Raw genomic sequence first — 16,948 nt, forward strand, 5'->3', positions numbered from 1 at the left:
GTTAACGTGAAAAAATATAATATTCCAGTGGAAGCGGCACTAGAAGTCATTGGAGGCAAGTGGAAAGTCGTTATTCTTTGCCACTTAATTAAAGGGACAAAGCGCCCTGGAGAATTAAAAAGAATTATGCCGCGCGTTACGCAAAAAGTATTAACGCAGCAGCTTCGAGAACTTGAAGCAGACGGCATCATTGTTAGAAAAATGTACAATGAAATGCCGCCTCGAGTAGAATACTCTTTAACAGATTACGGATGGTCTTTAAAAAGCATTCTTGATTCATTATGCTCTTGGGGAGAACATCATATTGAAAAAACGTATCCTGATAAAGAAGCTGTACTTATGCAGCCTGTAGAAGAAGTCACTGTTTCTAATTAAAAAAAGCTGACTATCTAGTCAGCTTTTTCATTCCCTTACTTTCTTTGTTTTTTCAGATGATGTATATATTCAGGAGGAACCCATATGACAGAACAACTTAAAAAGAAAATTAGTCTTCAAGATGCTATCAAACAGCAGCTTGCTAATAAGAAAAATCAATCTTCAAGTAAAGCTCAAAATAGCAGCACCAATCAAGCAACCAAAAAGCTGACGAGTCAACAAACAAAAAAAACGAATAATCAGCGAAAGAGAACAGGTGTATAATGAACGGACAAAATAGAAAAGACGTAGCTCCTGGAATTGAAGTCGACATTGTTTTAAAAGCAGATCAGCGTTCTGGAAAACTTACACGCGGAACGGTCAAAGACATTCTGACCAATTCAAACTTTCACCCACACGGCATCAAAGTCCGTTTAACAGATGGACAAGTCGGACGCATAAAAGAAATTTACCCAAATTAAAAAAGCATGTATTCTACATGCTTTTTTAATTTACACTTCAAATAAATCTACTTATCATTTCCTACTTTTGTTAAAATAAAGAAGCACTGTCGTCCCCTTTCTTTCCCTTGGGAATTCACGCAAGGAAGAAAAAGGTGGTGGATAGTCTGAGACGAATCCTCAAGTCATTTTTCCTAGATGCTGAGAATGTTCAGCTCCTAACGGCTTACGTAGAGCTTTTAGGAGCCATAGTCGCTCTTATTTTGCTATTTTTCCAGTAGTAAAATAAGTAATCACCGATAAGTATCGTCTAAAAGGTTCTTCATCCATAAGCCTCGTGTGCTGATTGTCTTTAGGGAATCGTGTTTGGCGGCACTTCCCTATAGTAAAAAGACAGCTTCCTTGCAGAAATGGACAAGGTGTAATCAACTACGGCCGATTATGGGTGCGGGACCTTTTTCTTTATTAGTCTATGTCTTTTTTTTACTTCCCATACACAAAAATAAAAAAACCTCCGAGTTGGCGGTCTCGAAGGTTTTCTCTAGTGAATCGTTTTCGACAAATCCTCATCCGGGCTAACAAGGTTCAGATCTAATAAGATTATGTGATGAATTTCTTCACCTTACAAGTTGCACTTGTCAAAGCTAAGAATTCATTCGCTTGTTAAGAATAACTGAACGTGCGCTCCAGATTGTCATTTTTCCTAGTCTCAGTATATCATATTTATTGAAAACAGGTAAAAAAAGTGTTCGACAAAGCTTGTTAGCAGCTCTTCACCTATGTCATATTTTTCAAAACAAAAAACATTTTACAAATATGAAGGAATTTCATACTATTAGATAAAAGATAAAACATAGAAGATAGAAGATAGAAGTATTCTGACTTGGAGAGGATTTCAATGAAGCAACCTCAGTTAGAAAAAGAAATTCGAGCCTTACAATCAGATATTTACCAATTAGCTAAAAAAACAAGCAGCTATTCTCACGGTGAAATTTTAAAATTAAGTCAAAAGCTAGATCAAAAAATTGTTAGTTACCAAAAGCTTTTTAACCATACCAAATAAGAGCCGCGTTGGACTTTCACTTTCTATCCCTCAAGTACCATAAACCTACAAATAAAACAGATATGTTTTATTCGCAATAGGTACATCTCTGCTTCCCTAATTAATAGGGAAGTTTTTTATTTAGAAAATTAAAACCTTCTCCTTTCCTTAGGTTAGTTGTCATACAAATTGGGTATTCAATCAGTAGGCCTTAAAACCTATCTAAGAAACATAAAGGAGAGAATGCATGATGAGTAATGCTGATACTGCCGAAACAAAAAAAGGCGCTGACTTACTAGTAGAAAGTTTGGCAAGTCAGAATGTGCCTTATATTTTTGGCATTCCAGGAGCCAAAATTGATGGCGTATTTGATGTTTTGAAAGAAAAAGGACCAGAAGTAATTGTTTGCCGCCATGAACAAAATGCTGCGTTTATGGCAGCTGCTATGGGAAGACTGACAGGTACGCCGGGCGTTTGCCTTGTCACATCAGGTCCAGGTGCCGCTAACTTAGCCACTGGCCTTGTGACTGCTACTTCTGAAGGTGACCCAGTGGTAGCCCTAGCAGGAGCCGTTCCAAGAGCAGATCGATTAAAAAAGACGCATCAATCAATGGATAATGAAGGACTATTTAAATCTATCGCCAAATTCAGCGTTGAGGTAGAAGACGCTGCAAACGTTCCAGAAGTGATAACAGACGCCTTTCGCGAAGCTGTTTCTTCTCCTTCAGGAGCATCTTTTGTCAGCTTGCCGCAGGATGTAATGGATAGCGAAACATCAGCTTCCACTCTATCCGTTTTAAAAGCTCCTACGATTGGGACTGCCAATTTAGACGCTGTTGCCCAAGCTATACACACTATTCGCACAGCAAAACTACCTGTCTTGCTTTTAGGTATGAGAGCAAGTAAATCTAAAGCAGTGGAATCAATCCGTCAACTTATAGCAGAACATGACCTTCCTGTGGTGGAAACGTTCCAAGGTGCGGGAGCTGTTTCAAGAGAGCTTGAAACTCACTTTTTTGGGCGAGTAGGTCTTTTTCGCAATCAGCCTGGAGACGTCTTATTGAAGCATGCTGACGTCGTCTTAACAATCGGATATGACCCAGTTGAATATCCTCCTTCTCTTTGGAACTCAGAAAGTCAAAGAAGCATTATTCATTTAGATGATTTACAAGCACAAGCTGACCACCATTATCAGCCGGAAATTGAGTTAGTAGGGGATATTCCAAGCACAATTGACATATTAGCGGATAAACTCCCACATTTAATACGTTCAAAAGAAAGTGCTTCTTTTTTAAAAACGCTAAAAAGTAAACTTGAACAACCTGACGATCAGTACGAGTTTTCTAATGACACTTACCTTCATCCCCTACAATTAATTGAAGCTCTGCAGAACTTTGTTGAAGATGATACTACCATCACATGTGACGTTGGTTCGCATTACATATGGATGGCTCGTTATTTTCGTTCCTATGAACCTCAGCATTTACTATTCAGCAACGGTATGCAGACACTAGGTGTTGCTTTGCCTTGGGCTATTTCAGCTGCACTCGTTCGCCCCCATAAAAAAGTTCTGTCCATGTCTGGAGACGGCGGGTTTTTATTTTCAGCTATGGAGCTCGAGACAGCCGTTCGATTAAACTTACCAATTGTTCACATTATCTGGAACGATCAAACCTACGATATGGTTGGCTTTCAACAGCAGATTAAATATGGCCGAAAATCTGCAGTAGAGTTTGGCAGTGTAGACTTTGTTACGCTTGCTGAAAGTTTTGGTGCCAAAGGATTTAGAGTTAACTCACCAGAAGAATTTTCGGAGACTCTAGCAAGCGCTTTTCGTGAACAAGGCCCAGTTATCATCGATGTTCCTGTAGATTATAAAGATAATGAAAAATTAAATACACAGCTACTGCCAGATCAAATTAACTGAAAGGACTGAGTAAAGAATGAGCAATAAAGAAAAATTAACGATTCACCAAACTTCCACCATGATCGCTTTATTAGACGGAGTATTTGACGGTATTGTCACATACAAGGATTTAGCTAAGAAAGGTGATTTCGGCATCGGTACGTTTAATCAATTGGACGGTGAAATGATTGCCTTTGACGGAGAATTTTATCATATTGCTGATGGGAAAGCCGCGCCTATTGGCGAAGATGCAAAAACACCTTTTGCCATTATGACAACCTTTTATGAAGATATCTCTTATCGTGTAGAAAAGGAAATGAATCGTGAACAACTAGAAACCTTAATGAACGAGCTTATTCCTAGCCCGAATTTATTCTATGCAGTTCGCATTGACGGAAAGTTTAAAGAAGTAAAAACGCGCACGGTTGCAAAGCAAGAGAAGCCCTATCCTTCTATGGTAGATGCGGCTGCTGATCAGCCTACATTTACATCTTCAGATGTAAATGGAACACTAGCAGGTTTTTATACGCCAGAATATTCTTCAGGCATCGGTGTTCCCGGCTACCACCTGCACTTTATTGATGAATATAAAAAAGAAGGGGGACATGTTTTAGATGTCTCTGTTCAAGATGTTACAATTCAAATCTGCAAAAAAACGAAATTAAATCTCAATTTATCGGAAACAAGTGAATTTTTAAATGCTAATTTAGAAGACCATGATGTAGAAGAAGAAATTGCGACGGCTGAATAAACAACGATACTTTTACTGATAAAAAAACGCTCATCGTCATGCATGACGATGAGCGTTTTTTATTTAATCGCGTTCAGGCTTCATTTCTAGCACAACACAGAAACCTTCCGCCTATACGTAAAAAGAGCCTGTGTCTTTTAAAACATAGAAAAATGGTATTTCAGTCTCTTTTAGACATCTAGCCATTCGATCCTTAAAGTTATCTAATTTAATTATATTTTTTGCTTCTTCTAACGTAAAATATCCCACATCCTGCGTTTCATTGGAGACAGAAATTTCCCCGCTAATCGCTTTTCCCTTTAATAAAATAACAGTAGTAGATCGTTTAACATCTTGTTCTACTCCTAGAAAGTTGGTTACTTCAATAACAATTCCAGATTCTTCTTTAACTTCTCGTATCCCCGCATCTTTTATTGATTCACCTGCTTCAACAAAACCGCCTGGAAATTCCCATCCCCGTCTATGGTTCTTGACTAGAAGCACGTGATGATCTTGATTTACCACCATAACTGCTACAGCTAATTTTTGATTCAACTTTTTCTCACTCTCCTTTTAGCCCGTTAAGATATTGTTCAAGAAGATGAAGAAATCTTTCTATATCTCTATATGTGATATCACCAATATTTGCTATTCGAAACGTTTCTAATTTATCAATTTTACCAGGATAAATGGTGAATCCTTGTTTATAAAAAAAATCATGCATAATATCAAAATTATACTTTTTATCGGAAGGCTCGAGGATAGAGGTAATAATTTTAGAATGATGCGTTTCAGGAACCAAATAGGTTAACCCAAGCCGAGTAATTCCATCCGTTAAAGTAGTCCATGATTTTGAGTAGCGTTCATATCGTTTCTCAATTCCTTCCCACTGAGTTTCTATAATTGCCTGCTTTAAGGCGTACATAGTCTGAACAGGAGGAGTAAAACGCAATTGTTTATTCATTTGGAAATATCGATACTGATCATATAAATGAAGATAAAGGTTACGAGGCTTTATTTGCTCCGTTTTTTCTAACCGGTCTTTATTTGCTATAACAAACGACACGCCTGCCATTCCTTGAAGGTTCTTATTTGCACTTGCGGCTAGATAGCTTATATTCATTTTTTGCATGTCAATTGGAACAGCTGCATACGAACTCATTGCATCCACAATCATTTCGACATTTTTCACTGCACAAAATTCCCCAATTTTTTCAATATCATTAAGAAGTCCCGTGGAAGTTTCACAGTGAACAAGCGCCAGATAAGAAACGTTCGTTGAAATCTTTTTCACAAAAATTTCTAAGTCGTTCATATCAATAGCCTGCTCGGCGGAGCTTTTATATTCTAAATAATTCAGTCCATAAATTTCAGCGATTTTACACATTCTTTCACCGTATGGACCATTATTGATAATAACAACCGTACCATTATCAATTACTGAACTTAAAATCGATTCCACTGCCGCCGTTCCAGATCCGCCGAATAATACCGTAGTATACTTTTCTGGATTCCCCACAAATTTTGTTAGTTCAGCAGAGATAAATTCCACCGTCTCTCCAAATTCTTTTTCTCTCGGGCAAATGTCTTCCACTATTTGAGCATATTTGACGGTATCTGTTGTAGTTGCCGGTCCGGGGTTTAGGAGTATACTTCTCTTAACTGTATGCGTAATACCTTCTCGAGCTTTAATAATCGGATAAACAATAGCAGTTGCTCTTGCCCAGTGATCTTCATCATCCACTTCACACCATGCCAAATTATCCAGTTTATGAACATACACATTTGCTTTTTCGGAAATTTTAACGAGGCCATATTCATAATCGATCGTTTGATTAAACTGGAACAGCGTATTTGCTTCATCACAAAGTCCCTGAAATGTAGCATAAGAGAGTTTGGTTAAACCAACTAGTTCTGCATAGATACTATTCAACTCTTCTTTTTGTTTTGACATATTCTTAAGGTTATTATTCTCATCAGCTTCAATATAAACTTCATCGCCAGCACCGTTCAATTTACTCCCTAGTATGACGTCTGATCTCAAATGGTTTACTAATGTTTCCAACGCATTCTTTTCATAAATTACATCTGATTCCAATAGTAAAAAATCTTCTTTAATATAATTTTTAAATTGATACAGCGTAAACAGGCTTCCCGTTGTTTCGTATCTAGAATTATAAACACATTTTATTTGAGGATATCTAACCATTAGCTTTTCATATTCTTCTTTCATATATCCTGTTCCAATAAAAATCGTCTTGACTCCTGCTTCTATTAACTTGGAAATGGAATGTTCAATAATCGATTTTTCATCAATCATCAAAAACCCTTTAGGGCGGTTTCCAGCTCTTTTACGAATCCTGCTCCCCATCCCTGCAGCTAGAATAACAGCTGTTTTAATCATCTAAAAACACCTGCAGTCTTTCTCTGACTTCATAAGGCTTCATTTCAGGACGCCCCAGGTTCTTTTTAGATCCTTTCGCTATTTTAAGATATAAAAACGTTAATTTTTTATCACTTTTCCACTGTTTGATATACGTCTCTAACTCATGTAAGTTATGAACATGAATGGAATTTTGATATCCACAGGAAGAAGCAATATCTACAAAATTAATGTTATGAGAGACCGTATGTTGCCCCCCTGTAGAATCATGGGTTTGATTGTCTAAAAGAATGTGTAATAAATTTGCTGGACAGTAGTATCCGTTGGTTGCTAGATTCCCCATGCGCATAAGCAACGCTCCGTCTCCATCAATTGTAATGATGTTCTTTTCATTTTTGCTCAAAGCTAAGCCTAAACCAATGGAACTAACGCACCCCATAGATCCAACCATATAAAAATTATTTCTTGCGTCTTCTATTTCGTAAAGCTCTCTTCCTGTTTTTCCTGTAGCGGCCAATTGAATAGTATCGTTGTCTTTTAATGAATTAACTACTCGTAATGCCTCATACCTTGAAGGTAACTCATCGGTTGTTATCTGTTCACTTTTCATTTTAGGAGTAACTTTTTTTATTGATTTTTCTAAGAGCTTAACTGGCTCAAACGTTCCTTTTTTTACAATAAAGAAGTAGCTTTCATTATTTTCAACAGTTTGATTAGCCCGCTGTAATTGTTTTTTAACTTCGGCAAAATCAGAAGATAAATATTCCCATTTTATTTTCATTGTATTTAGCAGGAAAGGAGTAATTTCTCCCATTAATTCATGCTGCGGTTCATCTGGAAATCCAGGTTCTCCGCGAAAACTGACAAATCCAAGGACAGGAATTTTAAACGGATGAATAAGAGAGGTTAAAGGGGAAACAGCATTTGCTAATCCGGAGTTCTGCATTAAAACAACTGCTTTGTTGCCAGCAATTGATGCCCCAGCAGCAATCGCTACCGCTTCTCCTTCATTTGCTGCTGCAACATATTCACATTCGTTGATAGCGTAGTTAATAAGATGTTTAAGATAGGAACAAGGAACCCCGCTATAAAATTGAAAACCTAGTTTTTTTAATTGAGTTCCAAATACGGACGTACTAATCATTTCTCCCACCATCTTTTTGAATCTTTGTATACGTTTCGGTATCTATCCATGACCCCATCGTATATTTAACAGCAACCGGGTGAATTAGATTAATATAATTAAAGAAATCAGAAAACGTGAGCTGAGCAAAATCTTTTCTTTGTGCCAATTCTTCCAAAGCTTTTTTTACAACCTCAGTGCCTTTTCCAGAAACTTTCCAAAGACCAATGAATTCACCGTGAATGTTGTTAGAGTTTGGATTGCACGACATTTGAATCAAGTCTACTGCTTTGGAATACAGCTGCTTGGAATAGGGAAGTTTAGCAGTTACATAAGATGTTTGATTCCCTTTTAACTCATAATCAGCTCCTGCTACGATCGTGATATCACCGCTTTCATGAATTAACTCCTCAAAAACATGTGTTTTATATACGATGTTACTATCGCTTATTAAAGTAGCCGTTCCTAGCTTATCTCTTGCAGCATAGAGATGATATAATTCTCCTTTATTAGGAAACGCCTTATCTTCCATAGCTTTGTTGGAACCTACTTTTATACTATTTGTCACGCCGACTTTTTTTAACTGATTTATCTGCTCAGTTATCAAAGCTTCATTTGCTGATTCTTTTAACAGAATCATAGCGTTCGTGCTATGATTGGCAGAGCTTAAATAAAGTTTCTCTGCGATGTCGAGCTCTTCAGCTTTTTGAAGACGGAAAACTTCCTCAAGCGGAGAGACATTTTTTTCTACGTTAATCAAACTTTTATCGCAATAAATCTGAGCGGACGTTTTTTGCATAGCTGTAATGGAAGATCTTAAGTTATGGTTGGCCCAAATACTCAAGCTAATTCCTAAATCACTAAATTTATCAGTTGGAACCGAATAATATTTGGTTGGAACAATAATAACCGGAAGCCTGTTTCCCCACTCTTTCATAAAAGCTTCAATCTCTGTCATATCTGACCTTTTACTATGAATCAAAACGGCGTCGGTTCCCGCTTGGCGATAAGCTTCTGAACGCTTTAAAGCTTCCTTCAGCCCCCACCCTGCAATAAAAGCTTCTACACGCGATACCACTACAAAATCTTCGTCATTTTGGCTATCTTTCATTGCTTTAATTTTGCCGCAAAATTCATTAATATCTGCAAGCGGCTGTGCTTCACCTTTAATAAATGAGTTTGTTTTTGGAAACAATTTATCTTCAATACATACGCCTGGAATGTCTCGCTGCTCCAATTTCTTAACTAATCTTCTTGCATTATTAAAGTTCCCATAGCCTGTATCCCCATCAAGAAGAATTGGAACGGACGTTGCGTCACTCATAAACTCTAAGATGTCTAATACCTGTGTCCATGAAGCCTCGTTATTATCTCTTACACCCAGTGCTGCAGATAATGACAGGCCGCTGGCCCATATCCCTTTGAACCCTGCTTCTTCTACAATCTTTGCAGATAGCGCACTGTGAGCCTCCATAATAAACTCTAGCTGTTTACTTTCTATCAACTCTCTTAGCTGTTTAGTCTTCTTCATGTCTATCCTCCTTTTACTCTTCGTTGTCTGGAATAAGTTTATTTCTTAATTCTTTAAAAGTAGGTTTTGTCATAACACGATGCGTTACTTTTAATAAAATTATTGTATTTTCATTTAAATATGGCGCTAGCACATTGTATACTTCATCACCAGTCTTGCAAAAATAGACTTTATTAGGGTCCATTCCACATTTTAAAGCTCCTGTCCCAATAGCTTTTGCTTCTTCTCCTACTACCACTAAAATATCAATCTTTGATTCCGCTGCTTTTTTTCCCATATCTTCATATTGTTTAATTGCATAAGGTCCTTCTCCTAGCTGAGGCATGTAACCTAATAAAGCAATAGATTGTTTCTCTTTTGACATATCACTAAGAACTCCGAGAGCTGTAGTCATCGATAAAGGTGAAGAGTTCCATGTATCATTAATTACCGTACATTCATTTATTCCTCTTTTAAATTCCAAATGTTCTTCTACTTGTTCAAATAAGCTAAGTCTTTGTATGGCAACGGAAATATCAACGCCCACATAAAATACTGCAGCAATGGCGGCCAATGCATTATACACATTATGTTCACCATATCCAGGGATAAAGGCATCGTACTCTTTGTCTTGGTGCTTTAAAGTGAAAGCCATTCCTCCCTTGGCATATTTAATATCCTTTGCTTGAAATTGGGAACTATCATTTTTACCTATATATACAACATTTTGCAGATGACTAACATCAAGCACTCTCTTAATATTTTCATCATCTGCGTTTAAAATCAAAATGCCTCTATTTGGATCTAAACCTTCTACAATTTCGGCTTTTGCTTTCATATATTCTTCAGGTGTTTCACAATCAGCGAGATGGTGTACGCCTATATTTAATAGAATTCGTATTTGTGGCTGAAAGTAGCGACACGCAACTTTTAAATAGCCCGGATAAGCGACTGGCATTTCAAAAACAGCTACTTCTGTCGTATCATCAATACCTGTTAAATAACGTAGATTTACAGACATAGAATTCATACTCATCCACGTAGCTTTCACTTTATAATCTTCAATTAATATTTGTCGGATTATCTCTTTCGTGGTCGTTTTCCCACAAGTCCCTGTAACACCAATAACAGGAAGATCAAAGAGCCCTCGGTAGTATTCAATAAATTTCCAATAAGCCTCTTCTAATTGAGCTGTTTTAACAAGAATAATATTTCCCTCTAAGTTCGTGCACAGCTCAGGGTGATCTGTTATAACGACAATTGAATGATTTTCTTTCCAATACTTCCCTCTAATCGGTTCTCTATCTAAATGAAAGATGAGTGTATGATCCTCTATATCCTTTTTAGCGTAGTTTATAGCATGTTTAATAACAGGATTTCCTGATCCATAACAAAGGTCTCCTCCCGTTTGTTTAAGGATTTCATTTAATGTGAAGTGCTTCATGTTAAATCCTCCTTTTCTTCTTCGTAACCAGCCAGTGAAGACGCATAATTAAGCAGACGAATCCCCGCCAAAGTACGCAGCTTGTAGGCTCTAATTTGTGAGAATAGACTATCTGGTTTTGCATTTATTTCAAGTAACTTTATGGAACCGTACTGATCTATACATAAATCTACCGCCAGCTCCCCAAAAGGACCCACTTTCTCCTCTACTGTTGCAACAATATTTTTAGATACTTTAGCTAATTGGTTTATAATGAGCCTTCTGTCTGTTGGATCAGGATATAAACTGTTTAATATTTTACTGAGGCGCATATTCGTTTCAGAATCTTCCGTTAGCACATCTTCACCGGTGAGACGCGCAACCATACCCGTTCGAAGCCAAATTTGCTTTTCATTTTTTTGCATATAAACCCGTATTTCTAAATTTTTATCTTTATGCTGTTTTCTGCGAATTCCTTCCTGAACAAGATAAGGATTGTTTTTCATCAAAGGAGAGAGCAAAGTAAATAATTCTTCCATATTACTGAATTGATGCAGCTCTTTTTTATTAAGATCAAACCAAAAGATGCCTGTTGGTCGGCGAACGATACGCATGACTCCTTTACTTAAGGCTCCGCCAAGCGGTTTTAAATAGACTTCTCCGTAGTTATCAAGCATTTCTGCAATGTCACCAGAATTTTGTACCAGACGTGACTCTGGAAGAAATTCTTCATATTCTTTCATAAGAAGTTCATATGTTGCCCACTTATCTCCCGTGAGCTGAAACAAATTTGAAGAATTAACAAAAGGAATTTTATAAACCGCCTGAAGTTTTGCCCTTACTTCATCTATTAAAATATTCTTTCTGCCATCTATGAAATAACGGTCATAAATAACAGCAGGAAAAGGATAAAGCCCTTCACCGTTAATAGTTGTTCCTTTAACCAATTTTTTCTCCCAATCAATATCTTCGGGTTCAAACACATATACAAGCATTCGCTTTTCAGTTGCTAAGCGACATAGATGATGGAAATAGGTTGTTTGTCTTTCAAAAGGACGGTTAGCAAGAATGCCAATGATAGGACCTAAAGTTATGATGCCTTCTGAAGCTGATAGCTTGGGGCACCAATCTTTCGGGAGAGATAGTTTATCACGGAGAGATTTAGAGAGTTGAACCATATTTGGATGGCGAAATGAAAAAGGATAAGAATGAACAGTTGCAGTTGATATTGCCTTTCCTGCACTAACAATCGTAGACTGCCCCTCTTTGAGGCCGTATTTTAAACGGAGCTTTTTGGGGATTTGAATAATATGTCCGCGGTCATAGATTTCTTTAGAAATCTTTACATTCCAATTCCGCCGAATATCATTTGATTCATCACAAGGAATTTCTTTTTCTATCATTTCAAATAGAAAAGATAGTTCATTTTGATAATGTGGATAGCTGGATGTTTTCATAAGATTGGCCTTGATATCTTTCCACATTCGTTTAAGAAAGATTTTATTCCCTTGATAGTAAGCACGTTGCGTAAGTGGATGAAATAAAAATTCGCTTTTTAATTCATGATGATGGGTAGCAACTAGCTGAGCAAGAGCTAAAGTGGAGAGAGTAATTCTAGGGTCGATAATCCAAGAGCTTAAAGTTAAATACTCAAATCCATACGGTTTCTCACGATAGCGTCCAAGACCTCCATGGTTCGTTTTCCGTCTGAGTTTAGCGGTCTTAGATTCTTCTATCAGCGCTATTGGAATAGCAAGGTAGTGGTCAAGGGCTCTTAATAAAGATAAAGAAAGCGGAATGCCAAAATGAATATGTCCTCCACATTGATACCCTGAAAACGGCATGCTGCCTGCCCGAAAATGAATATTTTCATATGGTGCCTGTGCAGATGCTTTTTCTATTAACTTTTGGATGTTCTCAAATAGTTCTGTTGATGAATTCGCTTTTTCAGGCCTAACTTCTACTAATGCATACTCACCGCTATCTTGCTCTATTTGTCTTTCATCACAGCCTACCGGACCTTCAACAGAAAAAAAAGTAGAAGCTGGTAGAAGCTCTCCGTCACAACTTAACATAAACTCAACGTCAGCACCCATGCTAAAAGGAACACTAGGCTTTAATGGATTTTCTATCCATTCACTTTCTGATGAGTTAATATCTGTGACGATGCACTCTCCATTTTCTAATAACCCCATTTTGACAAAGCCGCTTTTAGCTCCCGTTACGTAGAGCGCTCGAATGGCTACGTTCATCAGCATTTCCGGTACATCCATGCCGTGTACCTGTTCTAATTTCCAGCCGAAGGCTTGTGTTCGAATGGGTATTTCATTAAATACAACATGTTCACTGGTCACTACTTGTACTGTTTTTACGCTCAGTCCTTCTACTTCTAGACAATATTCTTTGTCTATTGCATATATTTTCGTAAAATAATCATACCCTTCATATATTGCTTGGTCCTTTGTATTTACGATAACAATATCTCTTCCGCTATGGTGACCATACTTCCTCCCTATCACTGGATATGAACAGGTTTTGGGGTCAACTAATTCAACAGACGGTATATTATTCAGATTAAGAGTTTGCAGCGTCATTTCTTTATCAGATAATATCCCTAACTCTTCTCTCATTGGATCCATTTTAAAGCCTCCTAATTAGAACTTTCTATCGTATTTTGCTACTTTAATGCCCTATAACAATAATCAGCTACTCATATAGTATGTAACTAGACAAAATAATCCTGTACATTTATCTATTTATTTCCACCATCTCTAAAAACTTTTTATGTATGTATTTAACACGTGTAATAATTCACCGATTTTATTTTTACTGCATTTATTATAGAAAGGATAGATTTCAAACGATATAAAAGGAGAATTAGTCAATGACATTAAAATTCATTCATGGAAACTACTTAAAATACAACAAAGGAACTGGTTTTATAAGCTGTCATGTGGATGCACTTCATGCAGAACCACCTGCTGCTGATTTATTTACGGATAAAGTTGTAGAAAATTTAGTCAAGAAAACAGGATGTGCAGGAATCGTTAGTACGGTTTCCAGAACCATAGCAGATTTAAATAGAAACCTAAATAAAACAAACCATGAGGGGATACATGAATATAGAAGAACAATCCAAGAAATTGTTAAATCTTTGAAGATAGTAGATGATAATAATTGCCTTTTAACACCCTATTTGCATTTATCTTTTCATGGAATGAAGGATACACATTATGGGCCTCATGCAATTGAAGTGGGGACTTTATATGGACAATCCTGCTCAAAGGAAGTTAAAGATTGGTTTCAACAGGCGCTGACTAAAAAATCTGAAGATTCGTTCCCGAAAATCCATGTAATATTTGATAATAAATTTGTTGGAAACGAATCAATTGCCTTTCACAGACAAGGTGACAATAGCGGCTATCTAGGTTACAGTCATAATTTTAATACGTTTCAAATTGAATTATCCCGGACTCTGCGCAGCAAACACAGAACTACTATAACAAAGATATTTTCCGAGATTATTGATGACTTTCAACAAACATTCGTCGCTACTTAGTTTTTAGGAATCTTTTCCGTCTACTATTTCTTTTATATATTTAGGTAAAACAAATGATGCATGGAAAATTTCAGGATCAATATATTGAGTATCTGTATGCTGTAGCTTCGTCAAATCGGCCTGAAGAGGATCCATTTTTTTAGAAGCAATCGTAAAACTCCAAATGCCGCAAGGGAAAAGAGGTATCGTCACTAAATATGTGCGGACAATTGGAAATAGCTCCTTTAAATTTTTAATTGTGCCTTGTAATGTAGAAGTATTGTAGTAAGGAGATCCCGATTGAAAAACAACCACGCCGTCATCCTTAAGACTGTTGTAGACATATTGATAAAAATCAGGTTGAAATAGTTTTTTTCCCGGTCCAACAGGATCAGGCCGATCAATTATGAGAACATCATAAACTCCCTTTTGTTCTTGAATCCAATCTATTCCATCGCGATGTATCATATTGAGCCTCGTTTCACCATCATAACAAGAAGCCGGAGTTAGCCATGTGCGGCAGATTTCTGTAACTTTTGGATCGATTTCGACTACATCAATTTGTTGAATTCCGGCATACTTCATGGCCTCCCGTGCAGGACCACAGTCTCCTCCGCCAATCATCGCAACTTTTTTGGGATTTGAATGCGTTATAATTGGCACATGGCTAATCATTTCATTATAAATAAACCCTTCTCCTGTTGAAATTTGTGGAGTACCATCTAGCACCAACATTTTTCCATACCATTTTGTATCCACAATACTGATTTGTTGATAGGAAGATTGCTCATAGTGAAGCAGACTTTTTACTTTATACCCCATTTTCACTCTAGCCTGTCCAACGTAACTCCATATCCAGAGAACCCCATTATCATCCTTTTTATAACCTGAAAGAGGATGCTTTTCTGTCACTTTTTCCACCTTCTATTTCAAAAATTTGTGTTCTATATAAAATATGAATTATTTTTTATTTCGCTATAATTCGATAGCACAAATTTATAGATGCTTACTCTATTAATCTCTTCTAATTTCAATTTTCCTTCCATTCTTTCGACAATATTTCTACTTACTGTTCTTTCAAAGCTTTTTAACCGTTTCTTCATCAGCACTTAGATAGAGTGTAAGTCTAAGTTATCTCTCCACTTTTATCTGGGTCCGTTCTTCAGTAAAAGTACGGAAGAAAACCTAACACAGAATGATACATAAGAAAGAAAGCGTAGTATCATAATTACCATATTGCAACAGCTTTACGCTGGATATAAAAAAGGAGGTTTTTAAGTAATGTTTTCTAAACGGCCCTTATCTGTACTTCTCATCTCGACTTTATCTATGATTATTGCTTTTTCAGTATGGTCTGTCTTCGCACCTATCGCTGCAGATATTCAAGTAATGTATTCATTAACCAATGCTGAAAAAAGTATCTTAATTGCCACTCCCGTCTTATTAGGTTCCCTCATGCGAATTCCGATGGGGATTTTAACAGATCGCTTCGGGGGAAGAAAAGTCTATTCTTTGACTATGCTGGCTCTTTTACTCCCTACTATTTGTGCAGGCTTTACTCATTCTTATTCTATGCTGCTCTTTTGGGCATTTTTTATCGGCATGGCTGGAACAACATTTGCTATTTCCATTACATATGTCTCTAAATGGTATTCACCTCAAAAGCAAGGTTTTATTTTGGGAATTGCCGGGATGGGCAACTTAGGATCGGCGGTAGCAAGCTTTAGTATTCCACTTATCTTTTCTTCTTTTGGCTTGCCTTGGGTATTTTGGAGTTTAGCAATTGCGGTAGCCTTAATGGCTCTTTTATTATGGATAGGAACTTCAGACCACCCTTCTGCTGCTTCCCCCAAAACGCTGCAGGAATCTTTATCGGTATTAAAATTTAAAGAAACGTGGTTTTTATCCGTTTTCTATTTTTTAACATTTGGTGGATTTGTAACGTTCAGCATCTATCTTCCTACCATTTTGCATGATCAATTTAATGCTTCAACTGTAGACAGTGGGCTGAAAACAGCTGTATTTGTCGTACTAGCAACGTTTGTACGGCCTCTTGGAGGATATTTATCGGATGTCTTCGGAGCAAAAAAAGTACTCACCTTCGTCTTTACCGGAATGCTACTAATAGGGTTATTTATTGCATTTACCATCACTGCCTTCTCCCTATTTAGCGTAGGTTGTTTACTTGCAGCCATTACTCTTGGTATCGGAAATGGAGCTGTTTTTAAAATGGTTCCATCTGTTTCAACAGGAAATATTGGAGCTGTTACCGGGATCGTAGGAGCATTCGGAGGAGTAGGCGGCTTCTTTCCCCCTATTGTGCTAGGCTTTATAAAAGATACAAGCGGAGACTACGTTGTCGGTTTTTCCTTACTAGCGCTTTTTGCCCTATTCTGTCTCTTACTAAATTATTCTGGATTCAAAAACCAAAATGTACGTATTAACCAAAAGCACCTTGCCTGATTCCATGCAAAAAGC

Annotated in this window: 15 protein-coding genes; 8 read left to right on the forward strand and 7 right to left on the reverse strand. The window is 37.2% G+C overall.

What is annotated here, in order from left to right:
- The first annotated feature begins 6 nt into the window (after window positions 1-6).
- The 6 genes from AC0KUU_RS16255 to budA all read left to right on the forward strand — a co-directional run bounded on the left by AC0KUU_RS16255 (window position 7) and on the right by budA (window position 4,514).
- A complete protein-coding gene (locus AC0KUU_RS16255; protein ID WP_013055500.1) occupies window positions 7-375 on the forward strand; it encodes a winged helix-turn-helix transcriptional regulator in 369 nt (122 codons plus the stop codon).
- Between the two features lie 84 nt (window positions 376-459).
- Window positions 460-639 carry a hypothetical protein gene (locus tag AC0KUU_RS16260; protein ID WP_013055499.1) on the forward strand — a complete coding sequence of 60 codons (180 nt, stop codon included), beginning with the start codon at window positions 460-462 and terminating at the stop codon, window positions 637-639.
- Complete coding sequence (locus tag AC0KUU_RS16265; protein ID WP_043980363.1) at window positions 639-836, forward strand: YwbE family protein; 198 nt, start codon at window positions 639-641, stop codon at window positions 834-836. The genes AC0KUU_RS16260 and AC0KUU_RS16265 overlap by 1 nt, the downstream gene beginning before the upstream one ends.
- Before the next feature lie 877 nt (window positions 837-1,713).
- The gene (locus AC0KUU_RS16270; RefSeq protein WP_014461503.1) at window positions 1,714-1,878 is read left to right on the forward strand and encodes an aspartyl-phosphate phosphatase Spo0E family protein; all 165 of its coding nucleotides are present in this window, start codon (window positions 1,714-1,716) and stop codon (window positions 1,876-1,878) included.
- 226 nt (window positions 1,879-2,104) lie between these two features.
- Entirely contained in the window at window positions 2,105-3,784 is a 1,680-nt protein-coding gene (gene alsS, locus AC0KUU_RS16275) for an acetolactate synthase AlsS (RefSeq protein ID WP_080781640.1), read from the forward strand.
- A gap of 16 nt (window positions 3,785-3,800) precedes the next feature.
- Window positions 3,801-4,514 (forward strand): acetolactate decarboxylase, encoded by a 714-nt coding sequence (budA, locus tag AC0KUU_RS16280; RefSeq protein WP_043980365.1) that lies wholly within the window; start codon window positions 3,801-3,803, stop codon window positions 4,512-4,514.
- 111 nt (window positions 4,515-4,625) lie between these two features.
- Here budA and AC0KUU_RS16285 read toward each other — a convergent pair whose 3' ends face one another.
- Genes AC0KUU_RS16285 through AC0KUU_RS16310 form a run of 6 tightly spaced genes read right to left on the reverse strand, consistent with a single transcriptional unit; the run spans window position 4,626 to window position 13,571 of the window.
- Complete coding sequence (locus AC0KUU_RS16285; protein WP_013081823.1) at window positions 4,626-5,048, reverse strand: NUDIX hydrolase; 423 nt, start codon at window positions 5,046-5,048, stop codon at window positions 4,626-4,628.
- 7 nt (window positions 5,049-5,055) lie between these two features.
- Complete coding sequence (locus AC0KUU_RS16290) at window positions 5,056-6,897, reverse strand: 2-aminoethylphosphonate aminotransferase (RefSeq protein ID WP_322551742.1); 1,842 nt, start codon at window positions 6,895-6,897, stop codon at window positions 5,056-5,058.
- Window positions 6,890-8,020 (reverse strand): phosphonopyruvate decarboxylase, encoded by a 1,131-nt coding sequence (gene aepY, locus AC0KUU_RS16295; protein ID WP_165575544.1) that lies wholly within the window; start codon window positions 8,018-8,020, stop codon window positions 6,890-6,892. Before aepY ends, AC0KUU_RS16290 begins: the two co-directional genes overlap by 8 nt.
- Window positions 8,013-9,530, reverse strand: coding sequence for a phosphoenolpyruvate mutase (aepX, locus tag AC0KUU_RS16300; RefSeq protein WP_322551741.1), 1,518 nt, complete (start codon window positions 9,528-9,530; stop codon window positions 8,013-8,015). Before aepX ends, aepY begins: the two co-directional genes overlap by 8 nt.
- Before the next feature lie 13 nt (window positions 9,531-9,543).
- A complete protein-coding gene (locus tag AC0KUU_RS16305; protein ID WP_322551740.1) occupies window positions 9,544-10,953 on the reverse strand; it encodes a UDP-N-acetylmuramoyl-tripeptide--D-alanyl-D-alanine ligase in 1,410 nt (469 codons plus the stop codon).
- On the reverse strand, window positions 10,950-13,571 hold the full coding sequence (locus AC0KUU_RS16310; RefSeq protein ID WP_043980378.1) for a putative amidoligase domain-containing protein: 2,622 nt from the start codon (window positions 13,569-13,571) through the stop codon (window positions 10,950-10,952). The genes AC0KUU_RS16305 and AC0KUU_RS16310 overlap by 4 nt, the downstream gene beginning before the upstream one ends.
- A gap of 245 nt (window positions 13,572-13,816) precedes the next feature.
- Between AC0KUU_RS16310 and AC0KUU_RS16315 the strand changes: the two genes are divergently transcribed.
- A complete protein-coding gene (locus AC0KUU_RS16315) occupies window positions 13,817-14,491 on the forward strand; it encodes a hypothetical protein (protein ID WP_043980381.1) in 675 nt (224 codons plus the stop codon).
- A gap of 3 nt (window positions 14,492-14,494) precedes the next feature.
- On the opposite strand, the gene speE is transcribed toward AC0KUU_RS16315, so the two are convergent.
- Window positions 14,495-15,382 (reverse strand): polyamine aminopropyltransferase, encoded by an 888-nt coding sequence (speE, locus tag AC0KUU_RS16320; protein WP_043980383.1) that lies wholly within the window; start codon window positions 15,380-15,382, stop codon window positions 14,495-14,497.
- A 369-nt stretch (window positions 15,383-15,751) separates the two neighbouring features.
- Here speE and AC0KUU_RS16325 point away from each other — a divergent pair, with 369 nt between their 5' ends.
- On the forward strand, window positions 15,752-16,933 hold the full coding sequence (locus tag AC0KUU_RS16325) for an MFS transporter (protein ID WP_097824290.1): 1,182 nt from the start codon (window positions 15,752-15,754) through the stop codon (window positions 16,931-16,933).
- The last annotated feature ends 15 nt before the right edge of the window (window positions 16,934-16,948 follow it).

It is taken from the genome of Priestia sp. ST2, from assembly GCF_055810735.1.